General features: G+C 65.2%; 37 protein-coding genes. 5 read left to right on the top strand and 32 right to left on the bottom strand.

The annotated features are described in order from the left end of the window. The first annotated feature begins 206 nt into the window (after positions 1–206). Genes B3T77_RS14820 through B3T77_RS14830 form a run of 3 tightly spaced genes read left to right on the top strand, consistent with a single transcriptional unit; the run spans position 207 to position 2,978 of the window. Positions 207–1,607 carry a M48 family metalloprotease gene (locus tag B3T77_RS14820; RefSeq protein ID WP_292080595.1) on the top strand — a complete coding sequence of 467 codons (1,401 nt, stop codon included), beginning with the start codon at positions 207–209 and terminating at the stop codon, positions 1,605–1,607. 25 nt (positions 1,608–1,632) lie between these two features. Further along, positions 1,633–2,412 carry a thioredoxin domain-containing protein gene (locus B3T77_RS14825; protein WP_066551230.1) on the top strand — a complete coding sequence of 260 codons (780 nt, stop codon included), beginning with the start codon at positions 1,633–1,635 and terminating at the stop codon, positions 2,410–2,412. An 8-nt stretch (positions 2,413–2,420) separates the two neighbouring features. Further along, positions 2,421–2,978 carry a CDP-alcohol phosphatidyltransferase family protein gene (locus B3T77_RS14830; protein WP_292080596.1) on the top strand — a complete coding sequence of 186 codons (558 nt, stop codon included), beginning with the start codon at positions 2,421–2,423 and terminating at the stop codon, positions 2,976–2,978. Here the strand turns inward: B3T77_RS14830 and B3T77_RS14835 are convergent. Together B3T77_RS14835 and B3T77_RS14840 are read right to left on the bottom strand one after the other, a co-directional pair. Beyond that, positions 2,975–4,696 (bottom strand): hypothetical protein, encoded by a 1,722-nt coding sequence (locus B3T77_RS14835; protein ID WP_292080597.1) that lies wholly within the window; start codon positions 4,694–4,696, stop codon positions 2,975–2,977. The genes B3T77_RS14830 and B3T77_RS14835 overlap by 4 nt on opposite strands. A 62-nt stretch (positions 4,697–4,758) precedes the next feature. Then, positions 4,759–6,003, bottom strand: a complete 1,245-nt coding sequence (locus tag B3T77_RS14840; protein ID WP_292080598.1) for an ectonucleotide pyrophosphatase/phosphodiesterase — start codon at positions 6,001–6,003, stop codon at positions 4,759–4,761. 99 nt (positions 6,004–6,102) lie between these two features. Between B3T77_RS14840 and B3T77_RS14845 the strand changes: the two genes are divergently transcribed. Together B3T77_RS14845 and B3T77_RS14850 are read left to right on the top strand one after the other, a co-directional pair. Beyond that, on the top strand, positions 6,103–7,014 hold the full coding sequence (locus B3T77_RS14845) for an ABC transporter ATP-binding protein (protein ID WP_292080599.1): 912 nt from the start codon (positions 6,103–6,105) through the stop codon (positions 7,012–7,014). Then, entirely contained in the window at positions 7,004–7,861 is an 858-nt protein-coding gene (locus tag B3T77_RS14850; RefSeq protein ID WP_292080600.1) for an ABC transporter permease subunit, read from the top strand. The genes B3T77_RS14845 and B3T77_RS14850 overlap by 11 nt, the downstream gene beginning before the upstream one ends. Here B3T77_RS14850 and B3T77_RS14855 read toward each other — a convergent pair. The 30 genes from B3T77_RS14855 to rpsJ form a co-directional block, all read right to left on the bottom strand. Next, positions 7,833–8,750 carry a LysR substrate-binding domain-containing protein gene (locus tag B3T77_RS14855; protein ID WP_292080601.1) on the bottom strand — a complete coding sequence of 306 codons (918 nt, stop codon included), beginning with the start codon at positions 8,748–8,750 and terminating at the stop codon, positions 7,833–7,835. The genes B3T77_RS14850 and B3T77_RS14855 overlap by 29 nt on opposite strands. 189 nt (positions 8,751–8,939) lie before the next feature. Then, complete coding sequence (locus B3T77_RS14860) at positions 8,940–9,398, bottom strand: GNAT family N-acetyltransferase (RefSeq protein ID WP_292080602.1); 459 nt, start codon at positions 9,396–9,398, stop codon at positions 8,940–8,942. Positions 9,399–9,487: 89 nt separating this feature from the next. Next, positions 9,488–9,907 carry a 50S ribosomal protein L17 gene (rplQ, locus tag B3T77_RS14865; RefSeq protein WP_055804627.1) on the bottom strand — a complete coding sequence of 140 codons (420 nt, stop codon included), beginning with the start codon at positions 9,905–9,907 and terminating at the stop codon, positions 9,488–9,490. A gap of 104 nt (positions 9,908–10,011) precedes the next feature. After that, positions 10,012–11,031 carry a DNA-directed RNA polymerase subunit alpha gene (locus B3T77_RS14870; protein ID WP_017506040.1) on the bottom strand — a complete coding sequence of 340 codons (1,020 nt, stop codon included), beginning with the start codon at positions 11,029–11,031 and terminating at the stop codon, positions 10,012–10,014. A gap of 93 nt (positions 11,032–11,124) precedes the next feature. After that, entirely contained in the window at positions 11,125–11,514 is a 390-nt protein-coding gene (gene rpsK / locus B3T77_RS14875; protein ID WP_013268944.1) for a 30S ribosomal protein S11, read from the bottom strand. Positions 11,515–11,523: 9 nt separating this feature from the next. Then, complete coding sequence (gene rpsM, locus B3T77_RS14880) at positions 11,524–11,892, bottom strand: 30S ribosomal protein S13 (RefSeq protein WP_026108555.1); 369 nt, start codon at positions 11,890–11,892, stop codon at positions 11,524–11,526. Between the two features lie 138 nt (positions 11,893–12,030). After that, positions 12,031–12,762: an energy transducer TonB gene (locus B3T77_RS14885; protein ID WP_292080603.1), complete on the bottom strand. Its 732-nt coding sequence runs from the start codon at positions 12,760–12,762 to the stop codon at positions 12,031–12,033. A 27-nt stretch (positions 12,763–12,789) separates the two neighbouring features. Beyond that, positions 12,790–13,350: an adenylate kinase gene (locus B3T77_RS14890; protein WP_017506042.1), complete on the bottom strand. Its 561-nt coding sequence runs from the start codon at positions 13,348–13,350 to the stop codon at positions 12,790–12,792. Positions 13,351–13,387: 37 nt separating this feature from the next. After that, complete coding sequence (gene secY / locus B3T77_RS14895; protein WP_292080604.1) at positions 13,388–14,767, bottom strand: preprotein translocase subunit SecY; 1,380 nt, start codon at positions 14,765–14,767, stop codon at positions 13,388–13,390. A gap of 128 nt (positions 14,768–14,895) precedes the next feature. Beyond that, positions 14,896–15,489: a 50S ribosomal protein L15 gene (gene rplO, locus B3T77_RS14900; RefSeq protein ID WP_292080605.1), complete on the bottom strand. Its 594-nt coding sequence runs from the start codon at positions 15,487–15,489 to the stop codon at positions 14,896–14,898. 142 nt (positions 15,490–15,631) lie between these two features. After that, positions 15,632–15,820: a 50S ribosomal protein L30 gene (gene rpmD, locus B3T77_RS14905; protein WP_292080606.1), complete on the bottom strand. Its 189-nt coding sequence runs from the start codon at positions 15,818–15,820 to the stop codon at positions 15,632–15,634. A 3-nt stretch (positions 15,821–15,823) separates the two neighbouring features. Next, positions 15,824–16,432, bottom strand: a complete 609-nt coding sequence (rpsE, locus tag B3T77_RS14910; RefSeq protein ID WP_055753395.1) for a 30S ribosomal protein S5 — start codon at positions 16,430–16,432, stop codon at positions 15,824–15,826. Between the two features lie 12 nt (positions 16,433–16,444). Continuing rightward, entirely contained in the window at positions 16,445–16,801 is a 357-nt protein-coding gene (gene rplR / locus B3T77_RS14915) for a 50S ribosomal protein L18 (RefSeq protein ID WP_008259637.1), read from the bottom strand. Between the two features lie 3 nt (positions 16,802–16,804). Then, positions 16,805–17,338 carry a 50S ribosomal protein L6 gene (gene rplF, locus B3T77_RS14920; protein ID WP_055753394.1) on the bottom strand — a complete coding sequence of 178 codons (534 nt, stop codon included), beginning with the start codon at positions 17,336–17,338 and terminating at the stop codon, positions 16,805–16,807. 1 nt (position 17,339) lies between these two features. Then, a complete protein-coding gene (rpsH, locus tag B3T77_RS14925; RefSeq protein WP_008262310.1) occupies positions 17,340–17,738 on the bottom strand; it encodes a 30S ribosomal protein S8 in 399 nt (132 codons plus the stop codon). A 15-nt stretch (positions 17,739–17,753) separates the two neighbouring features. After that, entirely contained in the window at positions 17,754–18,059 is a 306-nt protein-coding gene (gene rpsN / locus B3T77_RS14930) for a 30S ribosomal protein S14 (protein ID WP_055753393.1), read from the bottom strand. A gap of 19 nt (positions 18,060–18,078) precedes the next feature. After that, on the bottom strand, positions 18,079–18,639 hold the full coding sequence (gene rplE, locus B3T77_RS14935) for a 50S ribosomal protein L5 (RefSeq protein ID WP_017506049.1): 561 nt from the start codon (positions 18,637–18,639) through the stop codon (positions 18,079–18,081). Beyond that, positions 18,639–18,947, bottom strand: a complete 309-nt coding sequence (gene rplX / locus B3T77_RS14940) for a 50S ribosomal protein L24 (protein WP_039248554.1) — start codon at positions 18,945–18,947, stop codon at positions 18,639–18,641. The genes rplE and rplX overlap by 1 nt, the downstream gene beginning before the upstream one ends. 1 nt (position 18,948) lies before the next feature. Continuing rightward, on the bottom strand, positions 18,949–19,317 hold the full coding sequence (gene rplN / locus B3T77_RS14945) for a 50S ribosomal protein L14 (protein WP_003164378.1): 369 nt from the start codon (positions 19,315–19,317) through the stop codon (positions 18,949–18,951). Between the two features lie 18 nt (positions 19,318–19,335). Beyond that, the gene (rpsQ, locus tag B3T77_RS14950; protein WP_017506051.1) at positions 19,336–19,578 is read right to left on the bottom strand and encodes a 30S ribosomal protein S17; all 243 of its coding nucleotides are present in this window, start codon (positions 19,576–19,578) and stop codon (positions 19,336–19,338) included. A 10-nt stretch (positions 19,579–19,588) separates the two neighbouring features. Beyond that, positions 19,589–19,786 carry a 50S ribosomal protein L29 gene (gene rpmC, locus B3T77_RS14955; protein ID WP_008263673.1) on the bottom strand — a complete coding sequence of 66 codons (198 nt, stop codon included), beginning with the start codon at positions 19,784–19,786 and terminating at the stop codon, positions 19,589–19,591. Further along, positions 19,786–20,226 (bottom strand): 50S ribosomal protein L16, encoded by a 441-nt coding sequence (gene rplP, locus B3T77_RS14960; RefSeq protein ID WP_017506052.1) that lies wholly within the window; start codon positions 20,224–20,226, stop codon positions 19,786–19,788. The genes rpmC and rplP overlap by 1 nt, the downstream gene beginning before the upstream one ends. Before the next feature lie 3 nt (positions 20,227–20,229). Then, positions 20,230–20,985 carry a 30S ribosomal protein S3 gene (rpsC, locus tag B3T77_RS14965; RefSeq protein ID WP_017506053.1) on the bottom strand — a complete coding sequence of 252 codons (756 nt, stop codon included), beginning with the start codon at positions 20,983–20,985 and terminating at the stop codon, positions 20,230–20,232. Continuing rightward, the gene (gene rplV / locus B3T77_RS14970) at positions 20,985–21,365 is read right to left on the bottom strand and encodes a 50S ribosomal protein L22 (RefSeq protein ID WP_017506054.1); all 381 of its coding nucleotides are present in this window, start codon (positions 21,363–21,365) and stop codon (positions 20,985–20,987) included. The genes rpsC and rplV overlap by 1 nt, the downstream gene beginning before the upstream one ends. A gap of 3 nt (positions 21,366–21,368) precedes the next feature. Then, positions 21,369–21,647 (bottom strand): 30S ribosomal protein S19, encoded by a 279-nt coding sequence (gene rpsS / locus B3T77_RS14975; RefSeq protein ID WP_017506055.1) that lies wholly within the window; start codon positions 21,645–21,647, stop codon positions 21,369–21,371. Positions 21,648–21,649: 2 nt separating this feature from the next. Further along, entirely contained in the window at positions 21,650–22,486 is an 837-nt protein-coding gene (rplB, locus tag B3T77_RS14980) for a 50S ribosomal protein L2 (protein ID WP_055753391.1), read from the bottom strand. 4 nt (positions 22,487–22,490) lie between these two features. Then, the gene (locus B3T77_RS14985) at positions 22,491–22,793 is read right to left on the bottom strand and encodes a 50S ribosomal protein L23 (RefSeq protein ID WP_008260292.1); all 303 of its coding nucleotides are present in this window, start codon (positions 22,791–22,793) and stop codon (positions 22,491–22,493) included. After that, positions 22,793–23,431, bottom strand: coding sequence for a 50S ribosomal protein L4 (rplD, locus tag B3T77_RS14990; protein WP_017506058.1), 639 nt, complete (start codon positions 23,429–23,431; stop codon positions 22,793–22,795). The genes B3T77_RS14985 and rplD overlap by 1 nt, the downstream gene beginning before the upstream one ends. Next, on the bottom strand, positions 23,431–24,180 hold the full coding sequence (rplC, locus tag B3T77_RS14995; RefSeq protein WP_055753390.1) for a 50S ribosomal protein L3: 750 nt from the start codon (positions 24,178–24,180) through the stop codon (positions 23,431–23,433). Before rplC ends, rplD begins: the two co-directional genes overlap by 1 nt. 21 nt (positions 24,181–24,201) lie before the next feature. Further along, the gene (gene rpsJ / locus B3T77_RS15000; RefSeq protein ID WP_003164367.1) at positions 24,202–24,507 is read right to left on the bottom strand and encodes a 30S ribosomal protein S10; all 306 of its coding nucleotides are present in this window, start codon (positions 24,505–24,507) and stop codon (positions 24,202–24,204) included. Between the last annotated feature and the right edge of the window lie 11 nt (positions 24,508–24,518).

The following is a 24,518-nucleotide window of genomic DNA, read 5'->3' on the forward strand; positions in this document are numbered from 1 at the left end:
ACGGCGGTTCCAGTGACCGAGGCCGTCCTGGCCGAGCCCTTCGTCGCCCCCACGCCGGAGATCGACGTTCAGGCCATCATCGCCGAAGACCCGAACCAGATCGTCGCACCGCCCGAAAAGCCCAAGCGCGGGTGGTGGCGCCGCTGATCGGTCACGATTAGACTGTCTGGATACAGGCGGGGGCCGGTGGTTGTTGGAGTAGAGCCATGAGATGGCTTCCCCGATCTGCATCCCGCGCTCTGGCGGCGGCGGCGACGGCCTTGATGGCTGTTTCCGTCGCCGGCCAGGCCTCCGCACAAAGCCTGATCCGCGACACCGAGGTCGAGGGCATCGTGCGCGAATGGGCCGACCCGGTCTTCGTGGCCATGGGGCTGAACCCGAACGACATCGAAGTCCTGCTGGTCAACGACAACGACCTGAACGCCTTTGCGACACGCGGCCGGATCATGGGCGTCAACACCGGCCTGATCCTGCGCACCAAGACGCCCGGCGAACTGCTGGGCGTGATGGCGCACGAGGCGGGCCACATCAAGAACCGCCACACCTTGCGCGACGGGGCCGAGAACGCCGGCAAACAGCCGATGTTCATGACCATGGCGCTGGGCGCCTTGGCGATCGCCGCCGGCGCGCCGGACGCAGGCGTGGCCCTGCTGGGCTCCAGCCAGTATTTCGGCGCTCTGGGCGCGCTGCATTACATGCAGAGCCAAGAGGGCGAGGCCGACATCTCGGGCGCGCGGGCGCTGGAGGCGGCCGGCGAATCCGGCGCCGGGCTGGTGTCCTTCTTCGAGAACTTCCGCTCGCAGGAGGTCTTCTCCGACGCCCGCCGCTATCCCTATTTCCGCAGCCACCCCCTGTCGTCGAACCGGATTGAGAGCCTGCGTCGCTACGTGCAGGAGCAGCCGCACTACGACCATCGCGACAGCCCCGAGCGTATGGCGCAGCACGCGCTGATCCTGGCCAAGATCCACGCCTTCATGGATGCGCCGAACGCCACCCTGCGCGACTATCCGTCAACCGACACCTCCCTGCCCGGCCGCTATGCGCGGGCCATCGCCTGGTATCGCGACGGCCAGACGGACAAGGCGCTGACGGCGGTGGATGCGCTGATCGCCGGCGACGTGAACAACCCCTATTTCCAGGAACTGAAGGGCCAGATCCTGTTCGAGGAAGGTCGCCCGGCCGAGGCCGTCGCCGCCCACCGCGAGGCGGTCCGCCTGAAGCCCGACGCCCCCCTGCTGCGCGTCAACTTGGCCCACGCCCTGATCGAGACCAACGACAAGGCCAAGCTGGACGAGGCCATCGATCAGCTGAAACACGCCGTCGTCGCCGAGAAGGTCAACACCATGGCCTGGCGACTGCTGGCCCAGGCCTATGCCTCGCAAGGCAAGGAGGGCGAGGCGCGCCTGGCCTCGGCGGAATACTATTTCGCCGGCGGGGACGAGAAACAGGCCACCCAATTCGCCCTGCGCGCCCGCTCCATGCTGGATCCGGGCTCGATCGAATGGCGCCGCGCCGTCGATATCGTCCTGGCCTCGGGCGCCACGCCCGACGACCTCAACGACCTGGACCGCCGTGACGCCGCGCGCCGGCCCGCCACCCTCAACTGACCCCTTACGCCGACTGCGAGCCTGAATGACCGACGACGCCCCCACGCCTGCGCCCGAACCCAAGACCGCCAAGCCAGGATGGCTCAGCGGCGGCCGCGCCGGCTATCTGGCCCTGGGACTGTCGGTCATCGCCCTGGGCTTTTCAGCCGCGCCCTATCTGACCGGCGGATCGAACGTGCGTGCGTATCTGCTGGAGCATCCCGAGGTCTTGCAGGAGGCGCAGATGGCGCTCCAGACCAAGGACGCCGAGGCCGCCGTCGAGGAGACGAACCAGGCCGCCGCCGCCAACGCCGGCCTCCTGGCGCCCGACGCCCGCGATCCGGCCTTCGGTCCAGCGAACGCCAAGGTCACGGTGATCGAATTCTTCGACTTCCGCTGCCCCGGCTGCAAGGCCGTGGCCCACGACTATCGCGCCCTAATGGCCGCCCATCCGGAGGTCCGCTTCGTCTTCAAGGACTGGCCCATCCTGGACCGCGGCGACGACATCACCTCGCAATACGCCGCCCGCGCCGCCCTCGCCGCGCACCAGCAGGGCAAGTATCTGGAGGTCTATGACGCCCTGATGACCGAACGGGCGCTATCGATCGAAGCGATCGACGCCATCTTGGCGGCGCACGGCCTGGACATGGCCCGCGCCAAGGCCGCGATCGCCGCGCCCGACACCACCCGCCACATCGCCGACATTCACACCACGGCCGCCGCCCTGCGTCTGCGCGGCACGCCGACCTTCTTCGTCAACGGCAAGGCCAGCCCCGGCATCGACCCGGCCGAGATCGGCAAACTGATCGAAGCAGCGAAGCGCTGATCGTTTAGATGCTGAACCGCCTGCCGTGGGGTCTCGTCATCTTCCGGCTGCTCTGCGCGCCTGCGCTGGTCAGCGTGTCGCTGATCGCCCCTCAGGCAGGTGGAGCCGCCGCGATCTTGCTGTCGCTGGCGGTGTTGTCCGACATCTTCGACGGCGTCATCGCGCGGCGGCTGAAGGTCGTCACGCCGACGCTTCGACGCTGGGACGGCCGGGCGGACGTGATCTTTTGGTTAGGCGCCGCCTTGGCCCTTTGGCTGATGCATCCCGGCTTGGCTTCGGTGGTCGGGCCGTTGATCTTGGTCCTCGTGCTTTTGGAGGTCGCCAACCACGCCGTCAGCTTCGCCCGTTTCCGGCGCGAGGCGTCGCCTCATCATTGGCTGTCCAAGCTATTTTGCCTGTTTCTCTGGGCGCTCTTTGTTCAGCTCTTCGTCACGGGGCAGACGAACTGGCTGTTGTGGTTCACCTTCGGTCTAGGCGTGCTTTCACAGATAGAGGCTTTCGCCATTACGATGCGGCTGAAGACTTGGCGCTGCGACGTGCCGTCCGTCTTCGTCCTTGAGCGCTAGGCCTCGGCCAAACTCATCTGTCCGCCGATCCATTCGACGCCGGCATGGCGCAGGGCGTCATTGGCCGCAGTCTCGTCGCCCAGCGCCTGCTCGGCGCGGTAGAGGACGTAGTAGCTGTACGGGTCGTTCGGCCAATCCTTCAGCAGTTCGCCGATCTTCGCCTTGGCCCCCGCCGCATCGCCGGACGCTAGCATGGCGGCGGCCAGGCTTCGGCGCGTCGGATACCAGATCATCGGCGGATCGCCGCCCTCGGGCGCCATGGCCTGGATCGCCGCCGCCCGCCCATAGGCGGCGATGGCGGCGGGATAGTCCTGATCGATCATGGCCGCGCGGCCTTCCAGCACATTCTGGAACAGTTCGGCGAAACCGGTCTGACGATCCGCCATCGGGCCCTTGAACGCCTTGTCCGCCAGCAGGGCGGCGATGGCCTGGGCCTCGATCCGAACCGCCGCCGCATCGCCGCGCCGCGCCGCCGCCTCGCCCCGTGCATAGCGCCAGCCGACCCGCATCAGCGGACGGCCCACGTCCGGCTCGGCCAGCGCCGCGACCCGGGCGTCCGATCCGAACCGGCCGTAAAGCGCATAGGCGTCCGCCGCCATCACCTGACGATAGACGACATAGCCGTCCTCGCCCGCCTCGGGCGGTCCCGCCAGCTGCGGATAGGTCGCCATATACCAGTCGGCCAGCTCCAGTCCCCGCTCGGCTCCGCCCGCCATCAGGGCGCCGCCCATGCCGAAATGGATGTTGTGGGCATGCAGCCGCATGCCGCGTATCCCCCCGGGCGGGCCGACCAGTTGGTCGTAGCTCTTGTCCAGCGCCACGGCGTTGACGTTGGACATCATCGCGTCCTTGTAGCGCCCGACACGATAGAAGGTGTGCGACGGCATGTGCACCAGATGGCTGGCGCCCGGCGCCAGCAGGGCCAGCCGCTCGCCATAGGCCAGCGCCCTGTGCGGATCGTCCGACCATTCGGTCAGGTGGATGTACAGGTGAATGGCGCCCGGATCGTTCGCCTTGACCGTCAGGGCGTGCTCCAGGATCGCCATGGCGCGGGTGACGGCCGGATCGGTCGCCTTGCCGTCCTTGTCCCACCATTCGCCCTCGGGCTGGAGCATCCAGGCGTCGGCGGTGATCGAGGCAACCGATACGTCGTCGGCATGGCGCTTTGCGATCCGGTCCATGGCGCGGGCGTAACGCAGGGCGCGGGTCTTCTCCTTGCCGGAATAGCGCTGGATCAGGGCGTCGATCATCTGGCGCTGCATCGGCGTGGCGTCGCGGGCCAGACGCCGCGCGTCACGCGCGACGCGCAGGCCTGTGGCGATCGATTCGGGATCGCCGCCGCCGCCATTCAGGTTCGGCCCGATCGCCCAGGCCTCGCCCCAGGCGCACATCCCGCAAGACGGGTCCAACTGCCTCGCCTTCCTGAACGCCCGCACCGATTCCGAATGCTCGAACGCCCAGCGCAGCCGCACGCCGTGGTCGAACCAGGCCTGGGCCTCGGGGTTCTTCGTATCGACCGCGAAACCCTCGTCGCCGAAGCCTGGGGCCATGACCATGTCGCGTGTCGGCTGGACATCGCCGACGGCGCCGACCCGGCCGCAGACCTGCGGATTGGTGATCAGGGCCAGGGTCGCCGCCGTCGCTGTGGCGTCGGCGACCGCCACGGGCGCAATCAGACAGGCGACCGAAACTGTCGCGACCCACAGACTCTTGCGCATCTTCGCCCCTCTCCCTCTGGCGACCAGTGTGCGCTCAAATCGTCGGCTCGCCAATCACCCCATCAGGGCATGGTGACGGGCAAGGTGTCTTGCGCCCGCCCGTCGCCGGCCGGCGCCGCAATCCCGAGCATCCGCGCCAGGAAGGGCTGCACATCGACACTGTCCATATCGGTCAGCCGACGCCCGGCGACCACGCCCGGCCCATGGGCGATGAAGATCGCCGCCATCTCCGGCGCCTGATTGTCATAACCGTGAGCGCCGCCCGCTCGCGTCACCGGCCGATCCCGCGTCGCCGTCAACCAGCCAGTCTCGACCAGACAGACGATCTGCGCCACACGGGGGTTGGATCCATAGAACAGTCGCGCCGGCACATCGGCCTTGTTCCAGCATTCCATATGCGGATGGCGTCCAACCAGCTTCTGCTGCACCTCGGCCTCGCGGCCTGGCGCCGGATCAGCGGTCAGGACCGCTCCGCCATAGCCGATCTTCAGCGCCGCCGGATCGATGATGTCGTCGATCCACACGACCCGGTCCGGCGAGGTCGCGGCCATGCCGTGATCCGACACCACGACCAGCATCGTGCGATCATAAAGCCCTCTCGCCTTCAGCCCCTCGATCAACCGTGCCATCGAGGCGTCCACCGATGCCGCGGCGGCGCGCGTCTCGGGCGCATCAGGGCCGTTGCGGTGACCGGCGGTGTCGACGATGTCGAAATACAGCGTCTCCAGCTTCGGCCGCTGATCCACCGGCAGGTCCAGCCACGACAGCAGACGATCCACGCGCGCATCGCCCGGCATTCCCTGGTCGAACGGCGCCCACTGGCTGGGCCGCACGCCGTGGATCTCGACCTCCGATCCCGGCCAGAACATGGTGCCGGTGCGCACGCCCGCCTTTTCGGCCGTGACCCAGATCGGCTCGCCCTGATCCCAGAAGCCGCTTTCCTTGCTGGCCATGGTGAAGGCGCCCAGTTGCGCGTCGGTGAACCGGTTGCCGACCACCCCGTGATGGTCCGGGTGCAGTCCCGTCACCAGCGTATAGTGGTTGGGGAAGGTCACGCTGGGGAACGACGGCCGCATCGACCCGAACGCGCCGCCGGCGACCAGTCCATCCAGCACCGGCGTCTGCCCCTTGCCCAGATAGTCCGGCGAGAAGCCGTCGATCGACACCAGGATGACCAGATCGGGACGGGTCGTCTGCGCGGCCTGCTCGACAATCGGAGATGTAAGGGCGGACTGCGGGGCCCCGGCGCAGGACGCGACGGCGAAGGCGGCGGCCACGGCCAGGCTGGCGGCGACGAAACGAGACATGAGCTTACTCCAAGGCGACACTGAACCATTGCCTAAACTTAATGGACGACAGCCACGCGACGGCTTGTGCGACCGGCGTTCACTCGCCAAGCTTGGCGTATGGAAACCGTCATCGACATTCGCGGCCTGACCAAGACCTACGGGACGGTAAAGGCCTTGGACGGCCTGACCTTGTCGATCCCGCGCGGCGGGGTCTACGGCATTCTGGGTCCCAATGGTGCGGGCAAATCGACGCTGTTTCGCACCCTGTTGGGTCTGATTCGTCCGACAGAGGGCGTGGCCACGGTGATGGGCGGTCGGATCGGCGATCCAGCCTCGATGCGGCGCATGGGCTCGATGATCGAAACGCCGCGCTTTCCGCCGTTCATGACCGCCCGCCAGGTGCTGGAATGGCTGGCCCGCGCCCATGGCGGCGTGTCCTCGGCCGAGATCGACAACTGGCTGCAACGCGTCGGACTGACCGAGGCCGCCAATCGGCGCGTGAAGGGCTTTTCGGTCGGTATGCTGCAACGCCTGGGCGTCGCCGCCGCCCTGATGACCAAGCCGGACCTGGTCATCCTGGATGAACCGACAAGCGGCATGGATCCGCCCGGGATCCAGGAGATGCGCGCCCTGATCCGCAGCCTGGCCGACCACGACGGCGTGACGGTCATCCTGGCCAGCCACCAGCTTCAGGAGGTCCAGCGCGTCTGCGACCGCGTCGCCATCTTCAACAAGGGCAAGGTGATCACCGAGGGCCGCGTCTCCGATCTGACCGCCTCGGGCGAGCGTCTTCGCCTGTCGGTCACGCCGTTGGCGAAGGCCATGTCCGTGCTGGGCGAGCGCGCGACGCTGGAGGGCGATGCCCTTGTGGCCGCCGTGCCGCGCGCCGAGGCCGCCGCCGCCATCAAGGCTCTGGTCGAGGGCGGAGTCGATATCGAAGAAGCCCGCTGGATCGGCGCGGACCTGGAAGACGTCTTCATGAGCGAAACCGGCTGGACCGGCGTGCAGGAGCAAAACCGTGCTGGCTGACGCGATCCGTTCCGAAACCTACCGCCTGTCCAAGAACCGCACCGCCCTGTTCTGGAGCGTGCTGTTCATCCCGATCATGGGTGTGATCCTGGCCACCCTGGGCTTCGTGGTCGCCAAGGCCAACGAGGCGAAACTGGCGGGCAAGCTGCCGCCGGACATGATGAAGGGCGGCCCGCTCGATCTGGGCGTGGCCCTGGTCAAGAGCGCGGGCGACTTCGCCAATCCGGCCATACTGATGTTTGTCCTGATCGGTGCGGCGACCATCTACGCCGGCGACTATCGCTGGGAAACCTGGCGGCTGATCAGCGCGCGCAACACCCGGCCGAACCTGCTGACCGGCAAGGTCGCGGTGGTGGGTCTGGTGATCGTGCTGGCGACCATTGCCGCCCTGATCTCCGACGTGATCGCCAGTGTGATCCAGGCGGCGGTGTTCGGCCGCCCCCTCACCTTCTCGATGACCGGCGCAGCGGCGACGGACTTCGGCCTTCTGACCCTTACGTCCTGGGCGCGCATCCTGCAGTTCACCATGCTCGGCCTTCTGGCCGCCGTGGTGACGCGCTCGTTGCTGGCGGCCCTGTTCGCGCCGCTGGTGATCGGCGTGGCCCAGTTCTTCTTGCCCCAACTGCTGCTGCCGATGGGCGTGACGCCGGACGGCTGGCTTCTGCCACTGCTGTCGCCCGGCCTGGCCACCGACCTGCTGAAGGCCGCCATAGAGGGCGGCGCATCGGCGGCGCAACTGCCAGACCATGCCGTACTCAAAGGTGTCCTCAGCCTGGCCCTCTGGATTGGCGTCCCCTTCGCCGCCTCCATCGTCTGGTTCAACCGCCAGGACCTATCGAAGGAATAGGCGGCGACGGACTGCGCGCGCCTTCCGCAACCAGCCAGTCGCGGAAGGCGTCCACCGCCGCATCCTTGCGGCCTTCCGGCCGCAGAAAGACGAACCGGGACGGCCGCTCGACAAAGCCGAACGGCGCGGCCAACCGACCGGCCATCACGTCTGGCGCCACGAAGGCCCAAGGCGCAATACCGACGCCCAATCCAGCGATCGCCGCCTCCACCAGCGAATGATTATGCGCGAATTCTCGCTCCATCGCCGCCGGCGGCAGGGTCACGCCGGCCAGTTCAGCCCAGACCGACCAAGCCCTACGGAATGTCGCCGAATGCAGCCGCGGCGCGCTAGCTAAGGCTTCTATCGTTGGCAGCTGAGCCATCATGGATGGCGATCCGACCGGTCCCTGATGTTGAGCCAAGAAGGGCGTCGCTTCGGTTCGCGCATGAAGCTGATCCGGCTCCACGATACGGATTGCGCCGTCGAAACGATCGCGCCGATAATCGACCGGCGCATAGGATTCCGACAGCCGGACCCGCACCTCGGGATGGGCCTGGAGAAACCCCGGCAGGCGCTGGATCAGCCATTTCAGGGCGAAGGTGCCCAAACAAGAAATCTCGATCTCCCGCGCCACGCCCTGCCGCGCGGCCTCAACCGCATCTGTGATCGCGCTAAACGCTGGCGTCAGGCCCTCAGCCAGCGTTGCGCCGGTCTCGGTCAGCGTCAGCGCATGGCGTGGCCCGGTCACCAGAGCCACGCCCAGTGAGGCCTGGAACGCCGCGATCTGACGGCTGACCGCGCCGTGGGTGACACACAACTCGGTTGCTGCACGGGTCATGCTGCCGTGCCGAGCGAACACCTCGAAGGTTCGCAGCGCATTCAGCGGCGGCGGCGCGCGACCTGACATGTGACCTCTCCTCACAGACCGTCACCCGCTTAATCGATTTCGCCGTCGTCGCCTATCGGCTTCAAGCTTGACGATGCCGCTTCCGAACCCACCGCCCAAACCACCCCGCCGCTCGCTTCAGGATCAGATCGCCTACGGCCTGTGCATTCTGCTCATATGGAGCATGGCGATCGCCGCGCTCTGGAGCGGCTAAAGCCGTTTCTCCATGAAGACGTCCGCGCGCGCATAGGGCGTGGGCCGTGGCGGCAGATGCATGAAGCCGGCGCTTTCATACAGAGCGATCGCGGGCTTCAGGGCGCTGTTGGTTTCCAGGTAGAGCCGGGCAGCGCCCATTTCCCGCGCCGCCGCTTCGCAGGCGTCCAGCAGGCGTCGCGCCAGCCCCAGGCCGCGCGCGGCGGGCGTGACCGTCATCTTGCAGACCTCCACCCCGTCGTCGGTCGGAACCATGGCGCAACAGCCCATTGCCTCACCATCCTTCTCAGCGATGAAGATGCGCCCGCCCTTGTCCAGGAATACGCCCTGCGGATCGTCGATCGCCAGCCGATCCTTGGGCTCGATGGCGAACTCGCCCTCGATCAGCCAGGCGGTGTTCAATTGCGCCCAGGCGGAGGCGTGATAGGGACGGAAATCGACGATGGCGACGGTCATTCACCCCTCCTGTCCATTTTCCACGCAAAGCAAAAGGGCGGTCGGATCGCTCCGACCGCCCTTCCGGCGTTTGGTCAAACGACCAAATCTTAGTCTTCGTCGTTGCCTTCGAAGGCCAGGACCGGACCGGAGTCCTTGCCCTTGGCTTCGACGTCGCGGTCAACGAACTCGATGACGGCCATCGGGGCGTTGTCGCCGTGGCGGAAGCCGGCCTTCATGATGCGGATATAGCCGCCGTTACGCTCGCTGTAGCGCGGGCCAAGCGTTTCGAACAACTTGCCGACTTGCGGCACGTCGCGAACCTGGCTGATGGCCTGACGACGCGCGTGCAGGTCGCCCTTCTTGGCGAGGGTGACCAGCTTCTCGACGAAGGGACGCAGTTCCTTCGCCTTGGGCAGGGTCGTGGTGATCTGCTCGTGCTTGATCAGCGAGGCGGCCATGTTGGCGAACATGGCGGTGCGGTGGCTGCTCGTGCGACCGAGTTTACGATGGGCGGCGCCGTGGCGCATCTGGGTCTCTCCTACTCCGGAACCGGTATCCTCAAGCGGACCTGGAACCGTAATCTTCTAACCGCCCCGACATTCTCCCAAAGGAGACGGGCGGAGGGTTGAACTTAGATCTGGTCGTCGAACTTCTTGGCCAGATCTTCGATGTTTTCGGGCGGCCAGTTCGGCACGTCCATGCCGAGGCTGAGTCCCATCGTCGTGAGAACTTCCTTGATCTCGTTCAACGACTTGCGGCCGAAGTTCGGGGTGCGAAGCATTTCGCCCTCGGTCTTCTGGATCAGGTCGCCGATGTAGACGATGTTGTCGTTCTTGAGGCAGTTGGCCGAACGAACCGACAGTTCCAGCTCGTCCACCTTCTTCAGCAGCGCCGGATTGAAGGGCAGGTCGGGCTTGCCGTCGGACTGCTCGACAGCCTTCTTGGGCTCTTCGAAGGTGATAAAGATCTGGAGCTGGTCCTGCAGGATGCGTGCGGCGTAGGCCACAGCGTCAACCGGCGTGACCGCACCGTTGGTTTCGACTTCCAGCAACAGCTTGTCGTAGTCCAGCGACTGACCCTGACGGGTCGGCTCGACGCGGTAAGCCACCTTCTTGACCGGCGAATACAGGGCGTCGACGGCGATCAGGCCGATCGGCGCATCTTCCGGACGGTTCAACTCGGCGGCGACATAGCCCTTGCCGTTCTGAACGGTCAGTTCCATGCGCACCGATGCGCCGTCGTCCAGCGTGCAGATGACGTGGTCGGGGTTCAGAACCTCGATGTCCGCCGGCACGTCGATCTGGCCGGCCGTCACCGGACCGGGGCCCGTGGCGCGCAGGGTCATGCGCTTGGGGCCTTCGGCGTGCATGCGCAGCGCCAGTTGCTTGATGTTCAGGACGATGTCGACCACGTCTTCGCGCACGCCTTCCAGCGACGAGAATTCATGAACGACGCCGTCGATCTGGATGGCCGTGACGGCCGCGCCTTGCAGCGAGGACAGCAGAACGCGACGGAGCGCGTTGCCGAGCGTCACGCCGAAGCCACGCTCGAGGGGTTCGGCCACCAGGCGCGCCTTGCGCTGGGCGTCGGAACCGATCTCGATCTGCGGCTTCTCGGGACGGATCAGCTCTTGCCAGTTTCTTTCGATCATTTTGTCCCTCGAACGGGTTTCGCCTGCTCCGGCCTTGTCGACGAGGCCATGATGGAGCGGACGGAGATTGGGGGTGCCTTAGAACGCTATCGCTTAGACGCGACGACGCTTGGGCGGACGGCAACCATTGTGCGGCATCGGCGTGACGTCGCGGATCGTCGTGATCGTCAGACCGACCGACTGCAGCGCGCGCAGGGCCGATTCACGGCCGGAGCCCGGGCCCGAGACGTTCACTTCCAGCGTCTTCACGCCGTGTTCCTGGGCCTTCTTGCCAGCGTCTTCCGCAGCCATCTGAGCGGCGTAAGGAGTCGACTTACGCGAACCCTTGAAGCCCATGTGACCCGCCGAAGACCACGAGATCGCGTTGCCCTGGGCATCGGTGATCGTGATCATGGTGTTGTTGAACGAAGCATTCACGTGGGCGACGCCCGAGGTGATGTTCTTGCGCTCGCGCTTCTTTACGCGACCCGGTTCCTTGGCCATGTGTCTGTCTTACTTCTTCTTGCCGGCGATCGGCTTGGCGGGACCCTTGCGGGTGCGGGCGTTCGTGTGGGTGCGCTGGCCGCGGACCGGCAGGCCCTTACGGTGACGCAGGCCGCGATAGCAGGCCAGATCCATCAGACGCTTGATGTTCATCGACGTCTCGCGGCGCAGGTCGCCCTCGACGGTGTGATCCTTGTCGATCGTTTCGCGGATCGACAGGACTTCGGCGTCCGTCAGCTGGTTCACCCGGCGGGCGGGCTCGATGCCCACCTTCTCGGTGATGTCCTTGGCGGCGGCGGGGCCGATGCCATGGATATACTGAAGCGCGATCTCTACGCGCTTGTTGGTCGGGATGTTGACGCCAGCAATACGGGCCACGAAATTCTCCAGATACGCGTTAGTCAGACGCAACAAACGCTCCGGTTAACAAACCAGGAGCGTGGCGCCCTTCGCGGGAAGGCGCCCTTATACAGATGATTCACCGGGCGTCAACATCCGCTCCCGCGCGGCGCCGCTTCAGCGTGGCGGGCGGCCGAAATCGACGCCGACGGTGACCCGCTGGCCCTCGACCGGTCGACCGTCTTCGGTCGGCGGCTGGAAGCGGAAATAGCCCGACACTTGCAGGCCGGCCGCGCCGAAGCCCAGACCGGGGGGCGTCTCCTGAACGACGCGGCAACCGTCCAGCCGGCTGTCCAGGCGAATGACGCAGGACAGTTCGACCCGGCCGTACCGGCTGCGGGCGCCCGGCGGATGGTTGGCGCGAATCTGGCCGATGGTAGGGCCGGTGACCAGACGCGGTCCGGTCGAGCCGCTGCCGGGGCCGGCCCCAGAGCCGACGCCGGATCCGCTGCCTGTCCCCTGCCCGCCCTGGCCGAAGCCGGGTTGCGGCGACGGCGACGGTGCGATCCCGACGACGGGCGCAGGCTCCGGCGCCTTGACAGGCGGGGCGGGAACTTCGCGGGGGCGTTCCTTGGGCGGAGGCGGCGGCGTGTGAATGACGGATGGCGCAGCGGGGGCGCCGCCGCCCGTCGCGGGTGCCGGGGGTTCGTTGGAAATCGGCGGCGGCGGGTCGTAGAGAACGACCTCGAACGGCGGTGGCTCAACCACGGGCGTCGGCGCCGGCCCCCTCACCTGTCCTAGCCACAGGAACAAGCCGATTTCCGCGACGGCGACGCCGACGAATATGCCCGCCATGCGCCAGCGACGCAGGCGGGTCTTTTGGGGTTTAGGATCGTCCAACTCGGTCATCAGGCGATCAACGCCCGAAAACGCAAATCAGGCCAAGGCCTCGTCGATCGCCTTGGCGACGGACTCGATCGAGCCCATGCCGTCGGCTTCGGTCAACTTGCCCTGAGCTTCATAGTAGGGAAGCAGCGGCGCAGTGTTGCGGTTGTAGGCCTCGAGCCGAACCTTGAAGGATTCGGGATTGTCGTCTGGACGGCCCTGTTCGGCGAAGCGCTTGGCGATCCGTTCGGTCAGGGCCGCGTCGTCGACCTTCAGGCGGACGACGGCGTCGATCTGAACACCGCGCTTGGCCAGCATCTCGTCCAGCGCCTCGGCCTGGGCCACGGTGCGGGGGAAGCCGTCGAAGATGGCGCCGCCGGCGGCCTCGGCCTCCGTCAGGCGATCCTCGATCAGCGCGATGACGATCTCGTCGGTGACCAGATCGCCGCGCGCCAGCACGTCCTTGACCTTGAGCCCCAGCTCCGAGCCCGAAGCGATGGCCGCGCGCAGCATGTCGCCGGTGGAGAGCTGGACCATGCCCTTCTCTTCCACCAGCCGCTTGGCCTGGGTGCCCTTGCCCGCCGCCGGCGGTCCGAACAGGATCAAGTTCATGCTTCAGCCCTCCCCTGGGCGTCTGACAACCTAAGACTTAGCGGCGAACCGACGTGGGAGCGCCGCGACCGCCACGACCACGCAGCTTGGCCTTCTTGATCAAGCCTTCGTACTGGTGCGCCAGCAGTTGGGACTGGATCTGGGCCACAGTGTCCATGGTGACCGAGACGACGATCAAGATAGACGTTCCGCCAAAGTACAGGCTGTTGCCGAACTGGCTGACGATGAACTCCGGCAGCAGGCAGACCGCGGTGATGTAGGCGGCGCCGATCACGGTCAGGCGGGTCAGGACATAGTCCAGATATTCCGCCGTGCGCTTGCCCGGACGGATGCCCGGCAGGAAGCCGCCGTATTTGCGCAAGTTCTCGGCCGTGTCTTCCGGATTGAAGGTGATCGAGGTGTAGAAGAAGCAGAAGAAGACGATCAGGGCGGCATACAGCGCCATGAACAGCGGCTGGCCGTGCGTCAGCTGCGCCGTCACCAGCGGCAGCCAGCTCATCCAGCTGGGCAGGTCGGCGTTGGCCGTCATGGTCGCGACCGTCGTCGGCAGCATCAGCAGCGACGAGGCGAAGATCGGCGGGATCACGCCGGCGGTGTTGACCTTCAGCGGCAGGAACGAACGCTCGCCCCCAGCCATGCGGTTGCCTTCCTGGCGCTTCGGATACTGGATCAAAAGACGGCGCTGAGCGCGCTCCATGAAGACGATGAAGACCACGGTAGCCACAGCCAGGATGGCGATGAACAGCAGCGCGAAGGCCGACATCTGACCTTGTTGGGCCAGGCCCAGCAGGCGGGCGATGGTGGACGGCAGAACGGCCACGATCCCGGCGAAGATGATCAGCGAGATGCCGTTGCCGACGCCGCGCGCCGTCACCTGCTCACCCAGCCACATCAGGAACATGGTGCCGCCGGTCAGGGTCACGACCGTCGAAATGATGAAGAAGATGCCGGGGTTATCGACCAGGCCGGCCGTGCTGTTCAGGCCCGCCGCGATGCCGAAGGACTGCGCCAGCGCCAGGAACACCGTCAGATAGCGGGTGTACTGATTCAGCTGCTTACGGCCGCTTTCGCCGCCTTCCTTCTTCAGCTTCTCCCAGGGCGGATACACTGTGCCCATCAGCTGCACGATGATCGAGGCCGAGATATAGGGCATCACGTTCAGCGCGAAGATGGCCATACGCTCGACCGCGCCGCCCGAGAACATGTTGAACATGTCCAGGATGCCGCGCTGACCGTCCGGGTTCTGGAAGAACTGCAGGAAGGCCTGCGAGTTGATGCCCGGGATCGGCACATAGGTGCCGATGCGATATACCAGAAGCGCGCCCAGCGTGAACAGCAGGCGTTTATGCAGCTCGGTCGCTTTCGCGAACGAGCCCATATTCATATTGGCGGCGAGTTGTTCTGCGGCCGAAGCCATTATGCGTCCCCACGACTGATTGAGTCGTCAGATAGGCGGAAAGCGGCCCTCATGCGAGGGCCGCTTCCGTTCTTTCGTCGTCGCAGATGTAATCAGGTCACGACCTAATCGCCGCGACGACGCGTGACTTAGGCTTTGGCGGCGGTGCGCTTGGTACGGGCCGAGATCTTGTTATCGTCGCCGCGCGGCGCCTTGGGAGCCGGAGCCTTGCCCTTGGCGGCGTTGCGCTTCTCGACGCGCGCGGCGGCCTTGGCTTCGGCTTCGATGCGTTGCTCGACGACCGAGCCGCCAGCGGCCTCGATGGCCTTCTTGGCGCCGGCAGTGGCCGACCAGACGACCAGGTTCAGTGCTTGCTTCAGCTCGCCGGTGCCCAGCAGTCGCACGCCGTCCTTGACGCGACGGATCACGCCGGCGGCGACCAGGGCGTCGCCCTTCAGTTCGGACTTGGCGTCCAGCTTGCCGGCGTCGACGGCGTCTTGCAGGCGCCACAGGTTCACTTCAGCCAGCTTCAGAGCATTGGCGTTGTTGAAGCCGCGCTTGGGCATACGCATGTACAGCGGCATTTGGCCGCCTTCGAAGCCGCCGATGGCGACGCCCGAACGAGACTTCTGACCCTTGACGCCACGGCCAGCGGTCTTGCCCTTGCCCGAACCGGGGCCACGGCCGACGCGCATGCGCTTCTTGTGGGCGCCTTCGTTGTCGCGGATTTCGTTCAGTTTCATGTGCCTGATCCTTTCGGGTGCTAGCGCCCGGACATCGTCCGGACTCGGCTTGGAAAAAATGAAGGGCCGCTGATAGGCGACCCTCTGGGTATTCGCAAGTGCAGAAACGCCCTCCCCCGGGTGCGGGAGAGGGCGAAACGGCTTACTTCTCGACGATCTCGGTCAAGTGGGCGACCTTGGCGATCATCCCGCGAACCGAAGGCGTGTCTTCCAGGGTCGATTCACGACCCAGGCGGTTCAGACCCAGGCCCACCAGGGTGGCGCGCTGGTCGTTCTTGCGGCGGATCGGCGAACCGGTCTGCTTGACGGTGAGCGTTTTCTTGTCAGCCATGACTTAGGACTCCACGGCTTCGGGCGCCGAGGCGCCGTCGTTGCGGCGGCCCATCAGATCCGCGACCTTCTTGCCGCGCTTGGACGCGACTTGACGGGGCGAGGACTGGACCTTCAGCGCTTCGAACGTCGCGCGGATCATGTTGTAGGGGTTCGACGAACCGGTCGACTTGCCCACGACGTCCTGGACGCCGAGGGTTTCGAGCACGGCGCGCATCGGACCGCCCGCGATGACGCCGGTCCCGGGAGGGGCGGCGCGCATCATGATCTTGCCGGCGCCCCAACGGCCGTTGCCGTCGTGGTGCAGCGTGCGGTTCTCGCGCAGCGGAACGCGGATCATGGTCTTCTTGGCTTCTTCAGTCGCCTTGCGGATGGCTTCCGGCACTTCGCGCGCCTTGCCGTGACCGAAGCCGACGCGACCCTTGCCGTCGCCGACGACCATCAGGGCTGCGAAGCTGAAGCGACGGCCGCCTTTGACGGTGGCGGCGACGCGGTTGATGTGCACCAGCTTCTCGACGATGTCGGAATCCGGACCATCAGCAGCGGGACCGTTGCGGTTGTCACGACGGTTGCGATCGTTGCCGCCGCCGCCGCGTTGGGGTTGTTGCGCCATCTGTCGCGTCCCTTAGAAGTTCAGGCCGGCTTCACGCGCGGCTTCCGCCAGCGCCTTCACCCGTCCATGATAGATGTACTCGCCACGGTCGAAGACGACGTCCTTGACGCCCTTCTCGATGGCGCGTTCGGCGATCAGCTTGCCGATCGCGGCGGCCGCAGCCGTGTCCGAACCGCGCTTGCCCTTGCCGCCTTCCAGCGACGAGGCAGCCACGACGGTCACGCCCTGGGCGTCGTCGATGATCTGGGCCGAGATGTTCTTGTCCGAACGGTAGACCGACAGACGCAGACGACCGTTGGCGACAGCCTTCAGGCGGCGACGCGTGCGCTCCGAGCGACGCTTGGCTTGTTGTCGAAGAGAAAGAGCCATGACTTACTTCTTCTTGCCTTCCTTGCGACGGACCTTCTCGCCCGCGTAACGGACGCCCTTGCCCTTGTAGGGCTCCGGCGGACGCAGCTTGCGGATGACCGAGGCGATCTGACCGACGGCTTGCTTGTCAGCGCCCGAGATCTTGATCTCGGTCTGCTTCGGCACAGCGAAGCTGACGCCGGCCGGCGGAGCGATATCGACTTCGTGCGAGAAGCCAAGTTGCAGCGAAAGGGCGTCGCCCTTCATCGCGGCGCGGTAACCCACGCCGACCAGCTCCAGCGACTTTTCGAAGCCCGTGGTGACGCCGACGACCATGTTGTCGACCAGGGTGCGCGACAGACCCCACATCGCGCGAGCGCGAGGCGTGTCCGAACGCGGCGTCAGCGACAGTTCGTCGCCTTCCTGCTTGACTTCGATCTCGTCGGCGACGGTCCAGGCGCTCTCGCCCTTGGGTCCCTTGACGGTGACGTTCTGGCCGTCGAGCGTGACAGTCACGCCCTTCGGCACGGCGATGGTTTTCTTGCCAATACGGGACATATCAGTAGACCCTGCAGAGGACTTCGCCGCCGACGTTAGCGTCGCGGGCGGAAGCGTCGGACATGACGCCCTTCGAAGTCGAGAGGATCGAGATGCCGAGGCCGTTCTTGACCGGCTTCAGATCGCCGATCGCCGAATAGACGCGGCGGCCTGGCTTGGACACGCGCGCGATCTCAGCGATGACGGGCTGACCGTCGAAGTACTTCAGCTCGATCTCGAACTGCGGAAACTCACCCGGGTTCTGAACCAGGTTGTAGCCGCGGATGTAACCTTCGTCCTGCAGCACGTCGAGGACGCGCTGGCGCAGACGGGAAGCCGGGGTCAGCACCTTGGAACGCTTGCGGGTCGCCGCGTTCTTGATGCGAGCGATCATGTCGCTCAGGGGATCGTTGATCATCATGTCTGTTCGCTCCCCTTACCAGCTGGACTTCGTCAGGCCGGGAATCTGGCCCAGGTTGCCCAGTTCACGCAGCGCAATCCGGCTCATCTTGAGCTTGCGGTAGAACGCCCGCGGACGACCCGTCACTTCGCAGCGGTTGCGAATGCGGCTCGGCGCGGAGTTGCGCGGCAGTTCGGCCAGCTTCAGGCGCGCGTCGAAGCGCTCCTCCAGCGGCAGGTTTTCGTCGTTGGCGGTCGCCTTGAGGGCGGCCCGCTTCGCGGCATACTTCGCAACCAGGGCCTTGACGGCTTCATTGCGGTTTACGGCGCTTTTCTTAGCCATTGTGCTCTTCCCTTCCCGCTCAGTTCTTCACGAACGGGAACTTGAACTCGGTGAGGAGAGCCTTGGCTTCCTCATCGGTCTTGGCCGTGGTGCAGACGACAATGTCCATGCCCCACATCTGATCGATCTGGTCGTAGTTGATCTCCGGGAACACGATGTGCTCCTTCAGACCCGTGGCGTAGTTGCCGCGACCATCGAAGGACGTACCCTTCAGACCACGGAAATCCTTCACGCGCGGCAGCGCGATCGTGATGAACCGGTCCAGGAACTCGTACATCTGGTCGCCACGCAGGGTGACCTTGCCGCCGATGACCATGCCTTCGCGCAGCTTGAAGCCGGCGATGGAGTTACGGGCCTTGGTGGCGACGGCCTTCTGACCGGCGATGGCGGTCAGATCCTTGAGGGCGGTGTTCGCCTTCTTGGAGTCTGCGACGGCTTCGCCGATGCCCATGTTCAGGACGATCTTGTCCAGCTTGGGCACCTGCATTTCGTTCGTGTAGCCGAACTTTTCTTTCATCACCTGGCGGATGCGAGCGTGATACTCGTCCTTGAGGCGCGGGGTGTACTTTTCGGTAGCCATCAGATGACGTCTCCCGTCGTCTTGGCGATGCGGACCTTCTTGTCCCCATCGATCTTGAAGCCGACGCGGGTTGCCTTGCCGTTGGCGTCGGCGATCGCGACGTTCGACAGGTGAAGCGAGGCTTCCTTGTTCTTGATGCCGCCCTGCGGGTCAGCCTGGCTCGGGCGCGTGTGGCGCTGAACCATGTTGACGCCTTCGACGAGGACGCGGTTTTCGGTGGGCAGGACCTTCAGCACGTTGCCCGTGCGGCCCTTGTCCTTGCCGGTGAGGACGACGACGCGGTCGCCCTTCTTGATCTTGGCGGCCATATTACAGGACCTCCGGAGCCAGCGAGATGATCTTCATGTGGTTCTTGGCGCGCAGTTCGCGAGGAACCGGGCCGAAGATCCGCGTGCCGACAGGCTCGTTCTGCTTGTTGACGATGACGGCGGCCGACTTGTCAAAGCGGATGACCGAGCCGTCCTTGCGTTGGATGTCCTTGGCGGTGCGCACGACGATGGCGCGAACGACGTCGCCCTTCTTCACACGGCCGCGCGGGATGGCTTCCTTCACGGAGGCGACGATTGTGTCGCCGATCGAGGCGTAGCGGCGCTTAGAGCCGCCCAACACCTTGATGCACATGACCCGGCGGGCGCCCGAATTATCGGCCACTTCCAGGTTAGTTTGCATCTGGATCATAAGATCAGATCCTTCTGATTACGAGGCGGAGGCGTTGGAAAGGACTTCCCAGCGCTTCAGTTTAGACTTGGGGGCGCACTCGACGATGCGAGCGATGTCGCCGACCTTGAGCGCGTTGGCTTCGTCGTGCGCGTGGTACTTCTTGGACGACCGGACGGTCTTCTTCAGAAGCGGGTGAAGCAGGGTGCGCTCCACCTTCACAACGACAGTCTTCTCGCCCTTGTCGGACACGACCACGCCTTCAAGAATTCGCTTGGGCATATTCGTTTCCTTACGAGGCCGCACGCTTCTCGCGCAGAAGCGTCGAGATGCGAGCGATGTCTTTGCGGACTTCACCAACGCGGTGAGTCTTTTCCATTTGGCCGGTGGCCGCCTGGAAGCGCAGGTTGAACTGTTCCTTCTTGAGCTTCAGCAGCTCATCGGACAGTTGGTCGGTCGTTTGCGACCGCAGATCGGCGATCTTGGTCATTAGGCGGCAGCCTCCACATGCGCGACGCCGGCGTCGATACGGGTCACGACCTTGGTGCGGACCGGCAGCTTGGCGGCGCCGAGACGGAGTGCTTCGCGGGCGACATCGTCCGGCACGCCGTCGATTTCAAACAGGATACGGCCCGGGTGGCAACGCGCGGCCCAGTGGTCCACGGCGCCCTTGCCCTTACCCATCCGGACTTCGGCCGGCTTGCCCGTGACGGGCAGGTCAGGGAAGACGCGGATCCAGACGCGGCCCTGACGCTTCATCTGGCGAGTGATCGCGCGGCGAGCCGCTTCGATCTGACGCGCGGTGATGCGTTCCGGCTCCAGCGTCTTCAGGCCATACGACCCGAAGTTCAGCGAGAAACCGCCCTTGGCCGAGCCATGGATCCGGCCCTTGAAGGCCTTGCGGTATTTGGTCTTCTTCGGTTGCAACATGACTTAGTTCTCACGTCCCCGGTCGCGACGCGGACCGCGGTCGCCACGGGGGCCGCCGCGTTCGCGGCCTTCGTTCGAGGAAGGACCCGAAGCTTCCTGGGCCCAACGCTTGTCCTGCGCCATGGGATCGTGCTCCAGCACTTCACCCTTAAAGACCCAGACCTTCACGCCGATGATGCCGTAGGTCGTCTTGGCTTCGTAGAAACCATAGTCGATGTCGGCGCGCAGGGTGTGAAGCGGCACGCGACCTTCGCGGTACCATTCCATACGTGCGATTTCGGCGCCGCCCAGACGACCCGAGACATTCATACGAATGCCCTTGGCGCCCAGACGCATGGCCGACTGCATCGAACGCTTCATGGCGCGACGGAAGGCCACGCGGCGCTCCAACTGCTGCGCGATGTTCTCGGCGATCAGTTGCGCATCGGTTTCCGGCTTGCGGACTTCGATGATGTTCAGGTGAACTTCACCCTCGGTGCGCGCCGAGATGTCCTTGCGGAGCTTCTCGATATCAGCGCCCTTCTTGCCGATCACGACGCCCGGACGGGCGGCGTAGATGGTGATGCGGCACTTCTTGTGCGGGCGCTCGATGATGATGCGCGACACGCCGGCGGCGGCCAGGCGTTCCCGCAGCCACTCGCGCAGCTTCAGGTCCTGGTGCAACAGGCGGGAATAGTCGGCGCCGGCGGCGAACCAGCGGCTGTCCCACGTGCGGTTCACGCCGAGGCGCAGACCGACCGGATTGATTTTCTGTCCCATCAGGCGGCCTCGCCGGCTTCACGGACCACGATGGTGATCTCGCTGAACGGTTTCAGGATGCGCGACGAACGACCGCGAGCACGGCTCGCGAAACGCTTCATCACCAGGTTCTTGCCCACGAAGGCCTCGGCGACGACCAGATTGTCGATGTCGAGGTTGTGGTTGTTCTCGGCGTTCGAGATTGCCGAATACAGGACCTTGCGGACGTCGCCAGCGATGCGCTTACGGCTGAATTCCAGCTCGTTCAGCGCCTTCTGGACCGGCATGCCGCGGATCGAAGCGGCGACCAGGTTCAGCTTTTGCGGGCTGATACGCACGTTGACCAGCTTGGCGCGGGCCTCGGTCGGGGCGACCCGACGCTCGTTTTTTGTCTGGGCCATCGGTTACTTCCTTTTGGCCTTCTTGTCCGCCGCGTGACCCGGGAAGTTCCGGGTCGGGGCGAACTCGCCGAGCTTCATGCCGACCATCTCTTCCGAGACCGACACGGGCACGTGCTTCTGACCGTTATGGACGCCGAACGTCAGACCGACGAACTGCGGCAGGATGGTGGAGCGGCGCGACCAGGTCTTGATCACGTCCTTGCGGCCCGACGATTGAACGGCGTCGGCCTTCTTGAGCAGATACCCGTCGACAAACGGGCCTTTCCAGGAGGAGCGGGCCATTCTTAGCGAGCCTTCTTAACGTGGCGGGTACGGATGATGTACTTGTCCGTAGCCTTGTTCTTGCGGGTACGAGTGCCCTTGGTGTCCTTACCCCACGGCGTGACGGGGGTACGACCACCAGAGGTCCGGCCTTCACCACCACCATGCGGGTGGTCGATCGGGTTCATGGCGACGCCGCGAACGTGCGGACGCCAGCCCATGTGACGCTTACGACCGGCCTTGCCCAGGTTCTGGTTCATGTGGTCGGGGTTCGAAACCGCGCCCACCGTGGCGATGCAGCCGTCCAGGACCATACGCAGTTCGCCCGAGCCGAGACGGATCTGGGCATAGCCCTGATCGCGACCGACCAGCTGGGCGTAGGCGCCGGCCGAACGGGCCAGCTGAGCGCCCTTGCCCGGCTTCATTTCGATGTTGTGGATGATCGTACCCACCGGCATCGAACGCAGCGGCATGGCGTTGCCCGGCTTCACGTCGGTCTTTTCGCCCGCGACGATCGTGTCGCCCGCCTTAAGGCGTTGCGGCGCGATGATGTAGGTCTTCTCGCCGTCCTCGTATGTCACGAGAGCGATGAAGGCCGTGCGGTTCGGATCGTACTCCAGACGCTCGACCGTGCCGACCATGTCCCACTTACGACGCTTGAAGTCGATCTTGCGGTACAGGGTCTTAGCGCCGCCGCCGCGGAAGCGGACCGCGATGCGACCGCCCTGCCCGCGCCCGCCCGACTTGGTCAGGCCTTCGGTCAGCGACTTTTCCGGACGGCCCTTGTGGAGTTCCGAACGGTCAACCAGCACGAGGGCGCGACGGCCCGGCGAGGTCGGATTATAATGTTTCAAGGCCATCTGATCAGAGCCCCGTGGTGACGTCGATCGACTGGCCGTCAGCCAGCGTCACGATCGCTTTTTTGATGTCGACCCGGCGACCCAGGATACCCCGGAAGCGCTTGGTCTTGCCCTTTTGAACCAGGGTGTTGACCTTCAGGACGTTGACTTTGAACAGGCTTTCGACCGCAGCGGCGATCTCGTCCTTGGTCGCTGTGTCGGCGACGCGGAAGACGACCTTGTTCTGCTCGGACAGGATCGTGGCCTTTTCGGTGATCACCGGAGCCAGGATGGTGTCGTAGTGCTTGGCGGTAGGTTGAGCGGCCATTACGCGGCTTCCTTATCGCTGAAGCGGGCTTCGATGGCCTCAATGGCGGCCTTCGTCAGCACCAGCTTGTCAGCCCGCAGGATGTCATAGACGTTCAGGCCGGCGTTCGGCAGCACGTCGATGTGCGGGATGTTGCGTGCGGCCAGGCCGAAGTTCGTATCGACTTCGGGACCCGCGATGATCAGAGCCTTGGTCCAGCCCAGCTTGCCGAGCGTTTCGCGCAGCGAAGCGGTCTTGGCTTCCTTGACCGAGACGGTGTCGACCACGATCAGGTCGCCCGACTTGGCCTTGGAGGACAGGGCGTGACGCAGAGCCAGCGCGCGGATCTTCTTCGGCAGCGAGAAGCCGTGATCGCGAACGATCGGGCCGAAGGCGCGCGAACCGCCGACGAACTGCGGTGCACGGCGCGAACCGTGACGAGCGCCGCCGGTGCCCTTTTGCTTGTACATCTTCTTACCCGTACGAGAGTTCTCGTTGCGGGTTTGGACCTTGTGCGTACCGGCGCGGCGCTTGGCCAGTTGCCAGTTGACGGTGCGGGCCAGGATGTCGCCGCGGATATCGGAGATGCCGAAGACGGCGTCCGACAGTTCCACGTCGCCAGCAGCCTTGCCGTCGAGTTGGATGACAGAGAGTTTCATTACGCTTCACCGCCTTCGGTCGCTTCGACGGGGGCTTCTTCAGCCGGGGTCGAGGCGGGTTGAGCAGCAGACTTGCTCGACTTCAGCGCGCCGGGGAAAGGAGCGTCAGCCGGGCGAGCCTTCTTGATGGCGTCGCGAACCTTGACGTAGCTGCCGTCGTGACCGGGGACAGCGCCCTTGATCAGGATCAGGCCACGCTCGGCGTCCACGCGGACGACGGTCAGGTTCTGGGTGGTGACGGTCTCGGTGCCGTAGTGGCCGGCCATCTTCTTGCCGGGGAACGTGCGACCCGGGTCCTGACGGTTACCCGTCGAACCGTGCGAACGGTGCGAGACCGAAACGCCGTGGGTGGCGCGAAGGCCGCCGAAGTTCCAGCGCTTCATGGCGCCGGCGAAACCCTTACCGATGGTCTCGCCCTGGATGTCGACCTTCTGGCCCACCAGGAAGTGTTCGGCCGACAGTTCGGCGCCCACGTCCAGCAGACCGTCCGCATCGACGCGGAACTCGGTCACATAGGCTTTCGGTTCGACTTCCGCCTTGGCGAAGGTCTCGCGTTGAGCCTTGTTGGTGTTCTTAGCCTTCTTCGTGCCAGCGCCCAGCTGGAGAGCGACGTAGCCGTCACGCTCCTGGGTACGTTGGCCGACGACTTGGCAGCCGTCGAGCTGCAGCACAGTGACCGGTACGTGCGCGCCGTCATCGGCGAACACGCGGGTCATGCCCAGCTTCTTGGCGATCACGCCCGTGCGCATCGGATCCCGCCTCTTTCTACTTTAAATCTTGATCTCGACGTCCACGCCGGCGGACAGGTCGAGCTTCATGAGCGCGTCCACGGTCTGCGGGGTGGGGTCGACGATGTCGAGCACGCGTTTGTGCGTGCGGATTTCAAACTGCTCACGCGACTTCTTATCGACGTGCGGAGAGCGGTTCACGGTGAACTTCTCGATCAGGGTCGGCAGCGGAATCGGACCGCGAACGGTCGCGCCGGTGCGCTTGGCGGTATTAACGATCTCGCGCGTCGAAAAATCGAGGACGCGGTGATCAAAGGCCTTGAGCCTGATGCGGATGCTTTGATCCATATCGGTGCTTA

Source organism: Brevundimonas sp. UBA7838 (genome assembly GCF_002500885.1).
Classification (GTDB): domain Bacteria; phylum Pseudomonadota; class Alphaproteobacteria; order Caulobacterales; family Caulobacteraceae; genus Brevundimonas; species Brevundimonas vesicularis_C.